This is a genomic window from Shewanella sp. GD04112 (genome assembly GCF_029835735.1).
In the GTDB taxonomy this organism is placed as follows: Bacteria; Pseudomonadota; Gammaproteobacteria; order Enterobacterales; family Shewanellaceae; genus Shewanella.
Genome location: NZ_JAOEAL010000001.1, coordinates 1,423,253 through 1,436,719, shown reverse-complemented (window position 1 = coordinate 1,436,719; position 13,467 = coordinate 1,423,253). Strand labels below are relative to the sequence as shown.

Sequence of the window (13,467 nt, the reverse complement as noted above, 5' to 3'; positions counted from 1 at the left end):
AATAACGGGGCGGCTTATCGCCGCCCCATTATCACAAACGTTTACGCACCTGAACGGTAGTTTGGCGCTTCTTTAGTGATGGTCACATCGTGAACGTGGGACTCGCCCATGCCCGCAGACGTCACTTTCACAAATTGCGCTTTTTCGTTCAGTTCTTGAATCGTCGCACAGCCAGTTAAGCCCATGCATGAACGCAGACCACCCATATGTTGATGGATGATTTCCTTGAGCTTGCCTTTGTAAGGTACACGGCCTTCGATGCCTTCTGGCACCAGCTTGTCGGCAGCATTGTCAGATTGGAAATAACGGTCAGAAGAACCTTGAGACATGGCACCTAAAGAACCCATACCGCGGTATGACTTATAGGCACGACCTTGGTAGAGTTCCGTTTCGCCTGGCGCTTCGTCAGTACCCGCGAACATTGAACCCGCCATAATGCACGATGCACCTGCGGCTAAGGCTTTGGCTAAGTCACCCGAGAAACGTACACCGCCGTCGGCGATAACAGGGATCCCTAAGCCTTTTACGGCTTCGGCAGCGTCAGACACTGCGGTAATTTGTGGCACGCCCACACCCGTCACGATACGTGTGGTACAGATAGAACCAGGGCCAATACCAACTTTAACCGCGTTAACGCCGGCTTCAACTAGGGCTAATGCGCCTTCAGCTGTCGCCACGTTACCACCGATGATTTGTAGTTCTGGGTATTTAGCGCGGGTTTCACGGATACGTTGCAACACGCCTTCAGAGTGGCCGTGAGAAGAGTCAATCAGCAGCACGTCAACACCGGCTTTCACCAGTGCATCGACACGCTCTTCGTTACCGGCACCGGCACCCACGGCTGCGCCCACACGTAAACGACCTAATTCGTCTTTACAGGCATTAGGCTTACGCTCAGCTTTTTCGAAGTCTTTTACTGTGATTAAGCCTTTCAGCTTGAAGTTATCATCGACAACTAACACTTTTTCGATACGGTTTGAGTGCATTAACTTTTGCACTTCATCTAACTTAGTGCCTTCCGCAACAGTGACTAAACGCGCCTTTGGCGTCATCACTTCTTCTACGGTTTTGCTCCAGTCAGTCACGAAACGTACGTCACGGCCAGTGATGATACCCACCAATTCATTGGCTTCGTTCACCACAGGGTAACCCGCAAAACCATTCTTCGCGGTCAGCACTTTAAGATCCGCCAGCGTAGTTGAAGGCGTTACCGTCACAGGTTGTTGAACCACACCCGCTTCGTAAATTTTTACTTTACGAACTTCTTCGGCCTGCTTTTCTATGCTCATGTTTTTATGAATAAAACCTAAGCCACCTTCCTGTGCCATGGCGATCGCGAGACGCGCTTCGGTCACAGTGTCCATAGCGGCAGACACAAGCGGAATATTCAGTTCAATGGTATTGGTCAGGCGAGTTTTAAGGATGGCGGTGTTTGGGAGTACAGTCGAATGCGCAGGAACAAGTAACACATCGTCAAAGGTTAGCGCTTCTTTAATTAAACGTAGCATAGGCAACATCTCCCCAGTTGAGTAGGATTTTAGAGGTGAAATATTGCGGCGGGATTATACCTTGCATCTGGGGAGCGGTAAATGGAAAATAGTGAAAAAATCCCATTTGCACGAGAAAACACATGCAAGTCCCTAAAAATAATATTTATACCGTCTCACGCCTCAATGGTGAAGTCAGGCAAATTCTCGAGGGACAACTGGGAAAAGTCTGGCTAAATGGTGAAATTTCCAACTTTTCGGCCCCCAGTTCTGGACATTGGTATTTAACCCTCAAGGATCATTATTCCCAAATTCGCTGCGCCATGTTCAAGGGGCGCAACCAAAGCGTGAGCTTTAAACCTGTGAATGGCCAACAGGTGCTCGTGAAAGGCGCGATTAGCGTGTATGAGCCTAGAGGCGACTATCAATTATTGATTGAATCTATGCTCCCCGCAGGGGATGGCTTACTGGCACAGCAATTTGAAGCGCTCAAAATGAAGCTCGCGGCGCAGGGATTATTTGCCGCCGACACTAAACGCCAGTTACCGAAAAATATTCAACGTATTGGCGTCATCACCTCCCCCACGGGCGCGGCTATTCGCGATGTATTGCATGTGCTTGCCCGCCGCGACCCTTCCATCGAAGTGATTATTTATCCAACACAAGTACAGGGTGAAAATGCGGATATGAATATCTGCCAAGCCATCAATATCGCCAACCAACGGCTCGAGGTCGATGTATTACTGCTCACCCGCGGCGGCGGCTCACTCGAGGATTTATGGTGTTTTAATAGTGAAGCGCTCGCCCATACCATCTACAACAGTGCCCTGCCCATTGTTAGCGCCGTAGGCCATGAAGTCGACACCACTATCAGTGACTATGTGGCCGACGTTCGCGCCCCGACGCCTTCTGCGGGCGCAGAGCTACTGTCTCAGGATAGCGACAATAAGAGCCAACGCTTAGCCACTGTACTCTCGCGCCTCAAACAGAGCGCCAGCCACTATCAACTCAAGCAAGAAAGACGCTTAAGTTTGCTCGAACACAGACTGCAACGCTTAGATCCTAAGCGCACCTTGCAACAATTTGAGCAGCGTTTTGATGAAATGCAATTAAGACTCGAAGCCGCATTGTCTAACAAATTGCACGGCTTAAGTCGCCGTCAGCAGCAACTGGCAAGCCGCCTCGAGCAGCAGTCCCCAAAGCACAAACTCGCACTCGAGACCAATCGATTGAGCTATTTAGCGACGCGTTTACAAAACGCTATGCAGGATACCCTCAACCAAAGCGAGCAGCGGATAAAATACGCCGCCCATCAATTGGAAACGGTTAGTCCATTAGCTACTTTGAGCCGGGGTTACAGCATCACCACAGATGCAAATGATCAAGTCATAGACAATGCCGCCCAGCTGAGTGTGGGCGATAAGATAAACACTCGCCTACGCCATGGACAAGTGCAGTCGACCGTGACGCAAATAACCGATGAAAATTAAGTCTAGACAGCCTTAAGGCTCAACGTCTAAGCCCATAGGCATAATGTATTTTATCTAAGCAAGACTTAAGATTGCGGCCTAAAACGCGCTAGTAAAAAAGGAACCCTAGGGTTCCTTTTTTTATGTTCAGCTTAAGCCAATAGCGCAGATTTACTTTGTCTTGCGATCTTTAATATGGCTCAGGGCGCGCTTACGGCGACGTTCTTGGCTCATGGTCAGCTTTTCAACCTTGTTTTCAAACGGGTTATCACCCTCTTGGAAACGCAGCTGAATTGGCGTACCGACCACTTTCAATGAACGGCGGAAGTAGTTCATCATGTAGCGCTTGTAAGAATCAGGCAGCTTGCTGACTTGGTTACCGTGAATAACCACGATTGGCGGGTTATAACCACCGGCGTGGGCGTATTTCAGTTTCACACGGCGACCGTTCACCAATGGTGGCTGATGGTCATCCTGCGACATTTGCATAATGCGGGTCAGCATAGAGGTGCTCACGCGGCGAGTCGCACTGTCGTAAGCTTCTTCAATCGACTCAAACAGATGGCCAACGCCCGTACCATGTAGCGCCGAAATAAAGTGAATGCGAGCAAAGTCGATAAAGCCTAAGCGGCGGTCGAGTTCACTCTTAACCCGGTCTTTAATGCCCTGATCGATACCGTCCCACTTGTTGACGGCGATAACTAAGGCGCGGCCCGCGTTCAGGGCAAAACCTAATAGACCTAAATCCTGCTCGGCAATCCCTTCACGGGCATCGATGATCAGCAGCACAACGTTGGCATCTTCAACCGCTTTTAGGGTTTTGATCACCGAGAATTTTTCAATCACTTCATGGACTTTACTGCGGCGACGCACACCGGCAGTATCGATAATCACGTATTCGCGGCCATCGCGTTCCATCGGAATGTAAATACTGTCGCGAGTGGTGCCCGGCTCGTCGTAAACCACCACACGCTCTTCACCTAAGATACGGTTAGTCAGCGTTGATTTACCTACGTTAGGCTTACCGATAATCGCAAGCTTAATCGGTAAATCCTGCAGACGCTTCTGCTCGGCTTCGGCTTCTTCTTCTGTGTACTGACGCTCGTCGACTTCTTCCTCTTCGCCTTGGCGTTCAATCCCCATCGCTTCGGCATAAGGGGTTAAGGCGTACTCAATCATGTTGGTCACGCCGCGACCTTGGGCGGCAGCCATTTGATAGACTTCACCTAAACCTAACGACCAAAACTCGGCGCAGGCAGAATCGGCATCGATACCGTCAATCTTGTTAGCCACCACGAAAGTGGTTTTTTGGCGGCTACGTAAGTGCTGAGCAATAGACAAATCTGCGGCGGTTAAGCCCGCGCGCGCATCGGTCATAAATAAGACAACATCGGCTTCTTCGATAGCGGCAAGGGACTGCTCGGCCATCTTAGTTTCGATCCCCTCTTCAGTGCCGTCGATACCGCCGGTATCCACCACGATAAACTCATAGCCGGATAGGAATGCTCGACCATATTTACGGTCACGTGTTAGGCCAGGAAAGTCAGCAACCAGCGCATCACGCGTACGCGTAAGGCGGTTAAATAAAGTGGATTTACCGACGTTCGGCCGACCAACAAGGGCCACTACAGGGATCATGATTTTGCCTCTAAAAAACTTTTCAATAAAAAGCCCCCGGAACACACTTCCAGGGGCTCTACAAGGATAACACTTTTAACTAAGGAAGTGTTACAACAGCTAACTTTCCGCTGCGACCTTGCACGTAGATTTTATCATCCACCACTAATGGCTGGCTGAATAATCCAGAGCTGTCCACTTGGATACGACCGACAATACTGCCTGTGCTGCGGTCGATAAAGTGCAGATAACCTTCAAAATCGCCCACGACCAGATAGTCGCGATACACGGCTGGTGACGTGAGTGTACGGTTCGCCAGCTCAGAGTTGCTCCACAATTCTAAGCCGTTACGTCTGTCCACGGAGTAGATACGGCTGTGATCATCGACTAGGAATAAGCTTAAGCCTGCTGACGCTAGCTCATTGAAGCTGGAGTACTTACGGGTCCAAATCACACGTCCGGTACGCAGTTCCATCGACACCAAGTTACCGTTGTAGCTCACCGCATAAAGGTTGTCACCTAAGATCAGCGGCGTCATATCCACATCGGCCATACGAGTAAACTCATTGCCGCCAGTTGGATTATAAATCGCTTGTTCCCATGCGGCTTGACCGTTGTTTTTCACCACAACGGCGACTTTGCCATCGGCAGTACCGATAAAGAAACCACCCGCCTCATAGGCCGCAGAACCTGTGCCACGTAAGGTTAGATTAGGCAACTGCATCTCATAGGCCCACAGCTTAGCGCCCGTATCGACGTTAAAGGCTTCGAGCGCGCCAGAGCTAGTGCTCACCACCACCACATCGTCAGCAACGGTTGGTTTAGAGAGTAACTCGCCACCAGCCACGACATGCCATAACACTTGACCATCTTCGGCATTCAACGCGGCCAATAGACCACTCTCACCACCGACAAAGATTTTATTGCGCGCGGCAGTAACACCTGCGGCTAAGCGTGCGCCCTTGTTTTTGGCTAAGGCGTTATCGCGAAACTCTTCACTAAAATCTTTTTTCCAAACGCGCTCACCCGTGGCTTCATCAAAGGCCACGACTTCGCCGTAACGGTCGGCTGCAAAAATTTTACCGTAACGAACTGCAGGAGTGAGGCGAGAGTAATAATCACCGACACCATCACCTACAGAGGCGCTCCAACTTACTTCAGGAAACACTGTCGCCTGAATCGCAGTTAACTCACTTACCGGTTCTTCTTCCACATCGCTAGAAGAACAGGCGGATAACATGGCTAGGCTTAACCCAGCGGCTAGCAGGTTCTTGCACCAAGACTTCATCAAGGGATCCCTTATGCTTGATTTAGGTTATCAAGTTTGATTTTAAGTGCAGGGCTGGTCACAACACCGCCATTGTCCATTGCCGCTTGGTAAGCGGTTTTCGCTTTATCCGCTTCACCTTGGCGTACAAAGAAATCGCCTTTGAGTTCTTCACGTTGCGCTAAGAATGCTTTATCAGTCACTTGTTCTAAGGTCGCCAACGCAGTGCCGATTTGGCCTTGCTCTGCTTGAATACGTGCTAAACGCAGTGTTGCCACTGTATCTAATCCAGCACCAGGCTTAGCGGCAATCACTTTCTTCAGTGCTTCTTCGGCCTTAGCAAAATCTTTGGCTTCAACCGCGGTTTTCGCAACGATCAGATCCAGCAGGGCTTGATAGCCCTTTTGGTCGTGATTTTTGGAAAACTCAGCAACGCCAGCCAGCATGGCCGCTTCGTCACTTGATTTGGTGGTTAAGGTTTGGAAAGCCTGTGATGCTTCTTCGGCCTTCACGATTTTCATGTCGGAGTAATAGTTCCAACCGTACAGGCCGCCTAAACCAACGACCGCCCCGATAACAATCGAGGTTCCATAGTCTTTCCAGAACTGCTTGATAGCATCAACTTGTTGTTCTTCTGTGCTATAAATTTCCACGCGCACGTCCCCTTATTTGGTAAGTTCAGCTAAAAATGCGCTTAATGCATTTCGAGCGACCCGTTGTTGTTCGTTGTCATTGCGTAAATATTTAACGGTAACCACACCTTCGGCGAGTTCTTCTTCACCGATGAGTAAGGCTACTTGTGCGCCGCTTTTATCGGCACGCTTAATTTGCTTCTTGAAGTTACCGCCGCCACAGTGGCTCATAACACGCAGTGTCGGTAAGGTTGAGCGTAACTCCTGCGCCACTTTAATGGCTTCAACCAAGCAGCTATCCCCCATCGCCGCGACGTAAACATCAACAGCCGCAGGGATATCTTGGGTCAGCTCTAAGGTTTCAAGCAGCAGAACGATGCGCTCTAATCCCATCGCAAAACCGACGGCTGGCGTATCTTTACCGCCCAATTGAGCGACTAAACCATCGTAGCGACCGCCCGCAAGTACAGTGCCTTGAGAGCCTAAGCTATTGGTAACCCATTCAAAAACCGTACGATTATAATAATCCAAACCACGGACTAAGCGCGGGTTAACTCGGTATTGGATGCCAACTGCGTCGAGGAGTTCACGCAATTGTGCAAAATGTTGTGAAGATTCTTCACCTAAGTAATCCATCAGCGCAGGCGCATCACCTAAAATGCTTTGCACTTGGGGATCTTTTGAGTCCAGTACCCGCAGCGGATTGCTGTACATACGGCGCTGGCTATCTTCGTCTAATTTGTCCTTGTGTTGCTCTAAGAAGGCAATCAAGGCTTCACGGTAAGCGGCGCGCTCAGCGGGGTCGCCTAAGGTGTTCAGCTCAAGCGTCACATGCTCGCTAATGCCGAGTTTTTCCCATAGACGGGCCGATAACATCAACACTTCAGCGTCAATATCGGCGCTACCAATGCCGTAGACTTCCACACCAAACTGGTGGAATTGGCGATAACGACCTTTTTGCGGACGTTCGTGGCGGAACATTGGGCCCATGTACCACAGGCGTTGTTCTTGGTTATAGAGCAGACCATGCTCATTACCCGCACGCACAGTTGAGGCGGTGCCTTCAGGACGTAGGGTTAAACTGTCACCGTTACGGTCCTCGAAGGTATACATTTCTTTCTCAACAATATCAGTCACTTCACCGATAGAGCGTTTAAAAAGATCGGTATTTTCCACTATTGGAGTGCGGATCTCACTGTAACCATAAGCAGCCACGCTCGCACGTAGTACCGCTTCCACTTTTTGCCATAGAGGACTTTGAGTTGGCAGAATGTCGTTCATTCCGCGAATCGCTTGGATCTGTTTTGCCACTGTATCGACTCGTCCGATTTTCGCTAAATTAATAAAAAATGTCAGGCATTATAGGCTGTTCAACACTAAACGTAAAATGACCCCGTCGGTTTCGGGGTCTAGCTCAAGGCTTGAGTGTTTTTATAACGCTTAACCTATGGGTTGATTCGGCTGTGTCTGTTACTCAGTCGTGTCTTTCACTTGGATGCGGTTAGCCATTTGGCTCGCCTTAGCGCGAATTTTCGCTTCGAGGGAATCGACTAGGTTATCATTGTCGAAACGCTCTTTTTGACGCTCGCCTTCATCGTAGTAACCACTCTTACGATGTCCACCCGTTAAGCCGATGTGTGACACTAAGGCTTCGCCTGGGCCATTGACCACACAGCCGATGATAGACACATCCATCGCGGTCGTCACATCTTCGAGGCGGCGCTCTAATTCATTTACTGTGCTGATCACATCGAACTCTTGGCGCGAGCAAGAAGGACACGCAATAAAGTTAATGCCACGGCTACGGATCCGCAGTGACTTTAGGATATCAAAGCCAACTTTGATTTCTTCCACCGGATCGGCCGCCAACGAAATACGCAGCGTATCACCAATGCCCTCGGCAAGCAGCATACCTAAGCCAACAGCAGACTTCACCGCACCAGCACGGGCGCCACCCGCTTCGGTAATACCTAAATGCAATGGCTGGCGAATTTGCTTAGCCAATAAACGATAGGATTCTACCGCCAAGAACACATCGGAGGCTTTTACGCTGACCTTAAACTGGTCGAAGTTCAAACGGTCAAGAATGTCCACATGGCGCATGGCCGATTCGAGTAAGGCTTCTGGCGTCGGCTCTTTGTACTTGTCCATCAGATCTTTTTCTAATGAACCGCCGTTCACCCCAATACGGATAGGAATGTTTTTATCGCGGGCGCACTCCACCACACTGCGGATACGCTCTTCGTTACCGATATTTCCTGGGTTGATACGCAAACAGTCCACACCATATTCGGCCACTTTCAGGGCGATACGGTAATCGAAGTGGATATCGGCAACCAAGGGCACTGACACCGATTGCTTAATCACTTTAAAGGCTTCGGCGGCATCCATCGTCGGCACAGAGACACGCACAATATCGGCACCCACTTTTTCTAGGGCACGGATTTGGGCAACAGTTGCCTCAACATCTGTGGTCTTAGTGTTAGTCATCGACTGTACGGCAATCGGCGCACCATCACCAATCGGCACATTGCCCACATAAATGCGGGTTGAAGGACGTCTCTTTATGGGTGTTTCGTTATACATACTCAATACGCTCTTTTCGGTACTCTGCGTAGGCGCCAGACTTAAACCTGTGGGATAGTCAAACGCGCAACACGACCCTTAGGAAATTCAGCAAGGCTGATGGCTTTACCATCGACCGTAAATGTGGACACGACAGTGGGAGCACCTAAGATCACTTTAAACGGAGGCACACCACTGGCTTGAATATTCGCGCCAGCACCACGAACGCCGTCAACAATCGCTTTGCCTTTGGCATCGACTATGTTGATCCAGCAATCGCCCGTGAGCTCAATAGTAATGCTCGACTGCCCAGCTACCACTGGCATGGCTTGCGCTGTAGAAGCTGTATTGGTTACTGGTGTATTGGTTGCAGGCACATTCGATGCAGTTTGGTTCTGCAGTGGCGCGGTATTGGTCGCGACGTTTTGTGTCGCACTTGGAACCGCAACGGCATTACTTGCTCCTGAGGTCGGCGCAGTATTCGGTGCAGTGTTCGTAAGCGCCGTATTAGATTCGCTCGCATTCATAGCCGAATTGGCAGCAGGCGTCTGCTCCGCTTCCATCGCTGCCGAATCGTTCATATTAGGGTCGATAGTGCTCTCGTCGGTATCTTTTACCGGACCATCGGTCGCCATAGAGCCATTGACCGCAATCTCGCTTAAGCGCTCGCTCGCGTCGGTTTCCGTCAGCAGCACATCGCCCGGCAAAGTTTGATTCGCCGCAGCTAACTCTTCCGCCGTTGGTTTAGACACATCAACATGGGTCACCAACGTAGTTCTTTGCATCCACCATAGGACGAATAAGCCCAGTAACACGATGACAATAAAAAAGCTCAGCCACTTTAATTTAGTGTCACGAGCTTGATAGGTCGTCTTGCGGGAAAAGCTTTGCATGGCAGGCTGCGTCACTAACGGTACCTGCCGCGCGAGGCATGCCTCAATCAGGGCGTTATCCACCCCCAGCATGCGCGCATAGTTTTTGACGTATCCACGAACATAAGTCGAAGAAGAAATATTGGAAAAATCGTCGGCTTCGAGATTTTCAACAATCCCTGGGCGCAGATGTAATTTCACCGCGGTATCCGCAATGCTTAAGCCCATCTGCTCACGAGCCGTTCTGAGTACAGTGCCGAGCGTTACATCAGGCGTCGATTCAGCTTCACTCGCTGCAACTGGTTCTACTGACGCGTTTATTTCGTTATCTTTCATTGATGCAAATTAACTCTGTATTGCTTGGCTTGAGGCGATGCTGGGAATTTGGCGAGCAATAAAATGCCAAATCGCTTCATAGCAGCATCGTCATTCAACGCCTGCTCAATTTTTATTCCGAGCGTTAAACTTTCTGGAGTCTGGGCTGCCACTTGGTGATAACGCGCTAATTGGTTTTGCGCATCGACATAATCACCTTTATCCATCCCAAGCTCAGCCAGCTCCAGTAAAGACACCGAGCGTCTCGGGTCATACTTTAACGCCATCTGAAAATACTGTCGTGCCTTTTCTGTTTGTCCCGCGTCTCGGCTGCAAATGCCTAAGTTCTCATAACTGGACGCGGTACGCGTATATTTGGGCATTTCTATCGCGGCCAAAAACATTTTTTCAGCTTTGTCGTATCGCTTTTGTTGGCACAAAAACACCCCAAAGTTATTCATGGAATCGCCAGAGGCGTCCTTAGTATTGATAGCGTCTTGATACGCCTGTTCGGTACGTACTAAATCGCCAACGGTTTGATAGTAATAGGCCATGGCCACATGCACATCTTCGAGCTCTGGTGCATATTCAACTGCTTTATCAAGATTGTACTTGGCTTGTTCCGAGTTACCTCGATTAAGGTAGGTTAAACCGAGCTGCATACGCTCCCGTGCGGCGGCGACTTTATCGAGTTTTCGCTCCGACACGGGAATATCAGTCCCTGAATAGGTACGCTCAGTTACGCATCCTGTCACTAATAATGACAGGGCAATTGCTAATGAAAACCCTGACAATCCATGCTTCATGGGCAAGCCTATAAATCTGTGCAAACAAAGAGTTAATTCATTGTGACCGAAATCTGATTTTCTTGCATGCGTTTTTTTGCTAAACGCTTGGTTCGATCGCGAATATCACCCGCTAACTGTCCACAGGCCGCGTCAATATCATCACCACGGGTTTTGCGTACAATCACAGTTAAGCCGTATTCCATCAATACCTTAGAAAAACGGTCGATGCGCGAGTTCGATGAACGACCATAGGGCGAACCTGGGTATGGATTGAATGGGATCAGGTTTACCTTACAAGGCGTATCCTTCATTAATTGTGCTAATTCATGGGCTTGTTCAGTGCTGTCGTTGATGTGATCGAGCATCACATACTCCACTGTCACGCGGCCACGGTTAGCGTTAGATTTAGCGATGTAACGGCGAATTCCTGCAAGGAACTCTTGCAGTGGATACTTTTTATTCACGGGAACCAGAATATCGCGCAATTCATCGTTTGGCGCGTGGATACTCACGGCGAGCGCCACATCGAGGGCATCACCGAGTTTATCTAAGGCTGGCACTACGCCCGACGTTGACAGGGTCACACGGCGTTTTGACAGGCTAAAACCAAAGTCGTCCAGCATGATATCCATCGCTGGGATCACGTTGGCAAGGTTAAGCAGTGGTTCACCCATGCCCATCATCACCACGTTGGTGATTGGGCGCTCGCCGGTTTCTTTCGCGAAGCCTAAGAAATGGGAGACACGCCAAATTTGGCCGACGATCTCAGAGACAGTTAAGTTGCGGTTAAAGCCTTGCTGCGCAGTCGAGCAGAAAGTACATTCGAGGGCGCAGCCCACTTGAGACGACACACACAGAGTGGCGCGGTCATCTTCAGGAATATACACGGTTTCGACTTCTTGGCCTTCGCCGACATGGATGGCGAACTTAATGGTGCCATCAGTGGATTTTTGATAGCTTGAAATTTCAGGCGCAACAATCTCACAGCGCGCCGCCAGTTTTTGGCGTAACACTTTGTTGATGTTAGTCATTTCTTCGAAGTCACTGACACCGAAATGATAGATCCATTTCATCAGCTGATCGGCACGGAAAGGCTTCTCACCCAGATCCGCAAATAATGTGCGCATCGCCTTACGATCAAGGTCTAATAAATTGATCTTTTTTTCACTCATAGGACTAACCTCAACACCAAAACCTGCAACAGGGCGGCGAATTATACAGACGCAGAAAAATTTTAGCCAGCAACTCCACACTCCTATGCTAGAATCGGCGTGGGTCAATGTTGGCCTAAATTATGGAGTTGTAATACCACCTATATGTTAACCCTCATCATTATAGTGCTTGTCGCTGTCGGAGTTTCTTTTCTGTGCAGTGTATTCGAAGCAGTGTTGCTTTCGGTTACCCCTAGTTATATCGCCTCGCTCGAACAAACTGACAGTGCCGCAGCCGCCCGGTTGCGTAAACTAAAAGAAAACATCGAAGCGCCTCTCGTGTCTATTTTGACCCTAAACACCATTGCCCACACTGTGGGTGCCGCCGTTGCCGGTGCGCAAGCAGCCAAGGTTTTTGGTGATGACATGCTCGGCGTGTTCTCTGGAGTGTTAACTTTTATCATCCTATTCTTCTCAGAGATTATTCCGAAATCTGTGGGAGCCAATCACTGGCGCCGTTTAGCCCCGAGTGTGTCGATTGCCATCACTTGGATGAAGCGTGTCACTAAGCCGCTGATTTGGATGTCACAACAGGTGACTCGCCTGCTAGGTAAAGGGGAAGAAGGTCAGTACATTCGCCAAGAAATGAGCGCCATGGCCAAGATTGGTCACGAATCCGGTGAGTTAGACGAGCAAGAGTCTAAAATTTTGACCCAAATGCTCAAGGTGCGTGACGTGCCTGTGACGGCGATTATGACGCCGCGTACCGTGATGTTCTCGTTACCCGTTTCACTGACGCAAAATGAGTTTGTGCAAGAATATCGCGACAAACCTTTTACGCGTATTCCAGTATACGATCAGGACCACGACGACATTATCGGTTACATCACCCGTACCGATGTCTTACTGGCTGAACGTTACAGCCCGAACGCACCAATTGGTGAACTCAAGCGGAGCCTATTTGTTGTGCCCGAAACGGCTAAAATCCTGCCGTTATTCGAGCGGATGATTAAACGCAATACACAAATTGCGATGGTGGTTGACGAATACGGCAGTAGCCAAGGTATTGTGACCCAAGAAGACATTATCGAATCACTACTTGGCTTAGAGATTGTCGATGTGAATGACCCTGCGACCGACATGCAGCAATTGGCCCGTAAACTCTGGACCAAGCGCATGAAGCAAAAAGGCATTCGTCTCTCCGATGATGGCGACTTCGAAGCTGCCGCCGAAGATGACGAGGCACGCTCGGGTTAATGACATTATTTAGTCATTGTTAAAGTAAAGGGAGCTTGGCTCCCTTT

The 13,467-nt window shown here is 49.6% G+C and carries 11 protein-coding genes; 2 read left to right on the top strand and 9 right to left on the bottom strand.

Annotated features, from left to right (window positions below; all coding sequences use genetic code 11):
- Window positions 1-41: 41 nt before the first annotated feature.
- On the bottom strand, window positions 42-1,508 hold the full coding sequence (guaB, locus tag N7386_RS06400; RefSeq protein ID WP_011716317.1) for an IMP dehydrogenase: 1,467 nt from the start codon (window positions 1,506-1,508) through the stop codon (window positions 42-44).
- Window positions 1,509-1,630: 122 nt separating this feature from the next.
- On the opposite strand from guaB, the gene xseA reads away from it, so the two are divergent.
- Window positions 1,631-2,977, top strand: coding sequence for an exodeoxyribonuclease VII large subunit (xseA, locus tag N7386_RS06395; protein WP_279767520.1), 1,347 nt, complete (start codon window positions 1,631-1,633; stop codon window positions 2,975-2,977).
- 150 nt (window positions 2,978-3,127) lie between these two features.
- Here xseA and der read toward each other — a convergent pair whose 3' ends face one another.
- The 8 genes from der to N7386_RS06355 all read right to left on the bottom strand — a co-directional run bounded on the left by der (window position 3,128) and on the right by N7386_RS06355 (window position 12,184).
- Window positions 3,128-4,594, bottom strand: coding sequence for a ribosome biogenesis GTPase Der (gene der / locus N7386_RS06390; protein WP_011622020.1), 1,467 nt, complete (start codon window positions 4,592-4,594; stop codon window positions 3,128-3,130).
- A gap of 79 nt (window positions 4,595-4,673) precedes the next feature.
- Window positions 4,674-5,861 (bottom strand): outer membrane protein assembly factor BamB, encoded by a 1,188-nt coding sequence (gene bamB, locus N7386_RS06385; RefSeq protein ID WP_086904454.1) that lies wholly within the window; start codon window positions 5,859-5,861, stop codon window positions 4,674-4,676.
- Between the two features lie 11 nt (window positions 5,862-5,872).
- Window positions 5,873-6,493 carry a tetratricopeptide repeat protein gene (locus N7386_RS06380; RefSeq protein WP_279767516.1) on the bottom strand — a complete coding sequence of 207 codons (621 nt, stop codon included), beginning with the start codon at window positions 6,491-6,493 and terminating at the stop codon, window positions 5,873-5,875.
- 12 nt (window positions 6,494-6,505) lie between these two features.
- Window positions 6,506-7,783, bottom strand: coding sequence for a histidine--tRNA ligase (gene hisS, locus N7386_RS06375; RefSeq protein WP_011622017.1), 1,278 nt, complete (start codon window positions 7,781-7,783; stop codon window positions 6,506-6,508).
- Between the two features lie 159 nt (window positions 7,784-7,942).
- Window positions 7,943-9,058 carry a flavodoxin-dependent (E)-4-hydroxy-3-methylbut-2-enyl-diphosphate synthase gene (gene ispG, locus N7386_RS06370; RefSeq protein ID WP_011622016.1) on the bottom strand — a complete coding sequence of 372 codons (1,116 nt, stop codon included), beginning with the start codon at window positions 9,056-9,058 and terminating at the stop codon, window positions 7,943-7,945.
- Between the two features lie 41 nt (window positions 9,059-9,099).
- A complete protein-coding gene (locus N7386_RS06365; protein WP_279767513.1) occupies window positions 9,100-10,245 on the bottom strand; it encodes a RodZ domain-containing protein in 1,146 nt (381 codons plus the stop codon).
- Window positions 10,242-11,030 carry a type IV pilus biogenesis/stability protein PilW gene (gene pilW / locus N7386_RS06360; RefSeq protein ID WP_126512764.1) on the bottom strand — a complete coding sequence of 263 codons (789 nt, stop codon included), beginning with the start codon at window positions 11,028-11,030 and terminating at the stop codon, window positions 10,242-10,244. Before pilW ends, N7386_RS06365 begins: the two co-directional genes overlap by 4 nt.
- Before the next feature lie 32 nt (window positions 11,031-11,062).
- Window positions 11,063-12,184 (bottom strand): bifunctional tRNA (adenosine(37)-C2)-methyltransferase TrmG/ribosomal RNA large subunit methyltransferase RlmN, encoded by a 1,122-nt coding sequence (locus tag N7386_RS06355; protein ID WP_279767510.1) that lies wholly within the window; start codon window positions 12,182-12,184, stop codon window positions 11,063-11,065.
- Between the two features lie 144 nt (window positions 12,185-12,328).
- Between N7386_RS06355 and N7386_RS06350 the strand changes: the two genes are divergently transcribed.
- Complete coding sequence (locus tag N7386_RS06350; RefSeq protein WP_011622012.1) at window positions 12,329-13,420, top strand: hemolysin family protein; 1,092 nt, start codon at window positions 12,329-12,331, stop codon at window positions 13,418-13,420.
- Window positions 13,421-13,467: the final 47 nt, after the last annotated feature.

Coding starts and splice junctions, on each gene's coding strand:
- N7386_RS06350 (WP_011622012.1), top strand. CDS start 12,329: ATGTTAACCCTCATCATTATAGTGCTTGTCGCTGTCGGAGTTTCTTTT.
- N7386_RS06365 (WP_279767513.1), bottom strand. CDS start 10,245: ATGAAAGATAACGAAATAAACGCGTCAGTAGAACCAGTTGCAGCGAGT.
- N7386_RS06355 (WP_279767510.1), bottom strand. CDS start 12,184: ATGAGTGAAAAAAAGATCAATTTATTAGACCTTGATCGTAAGGCGATG.
- pilW (WP_126512764.1), bottom strand. CDS start 11,030: ATGAAGCATGGATTGTCAGGGTTTTCATTAGCAATTGCCCTGTCATTA.
- xseA (WP_279767520.1), top strand. CDS start 1,631: ATGCAAGTCCCTAAAAATAATATTTATACCGTCTCACGCCTCAATGGT.
- bamB (WP_086904454.1), bottom strand. CDS start 5,861: ATGAAGTCTTGGTGCAAGAACCTGCTAGCCGCTGGGTTAAGCCTAGCC.
- guaB (WP_011716317.1), bottom strand. CDS start 1,508: ATGCTACGTTTAATTAAAGAAGCGCTAACCTTTGACGATGTGTTACTT.
- ispG (WP_011622016.1), bottom strand. CDS start 9,058: ATGTATAACGAAACACCCATAAAGAGACGTCCTTCAACCCGCATTTAT.
- der (WP_011622020.1), bottom strand. CDS start 4,594: ATGATCCCTGTAGTGGCCCTTGTTGGTCGGCCGAACGTCGGTAAATCC.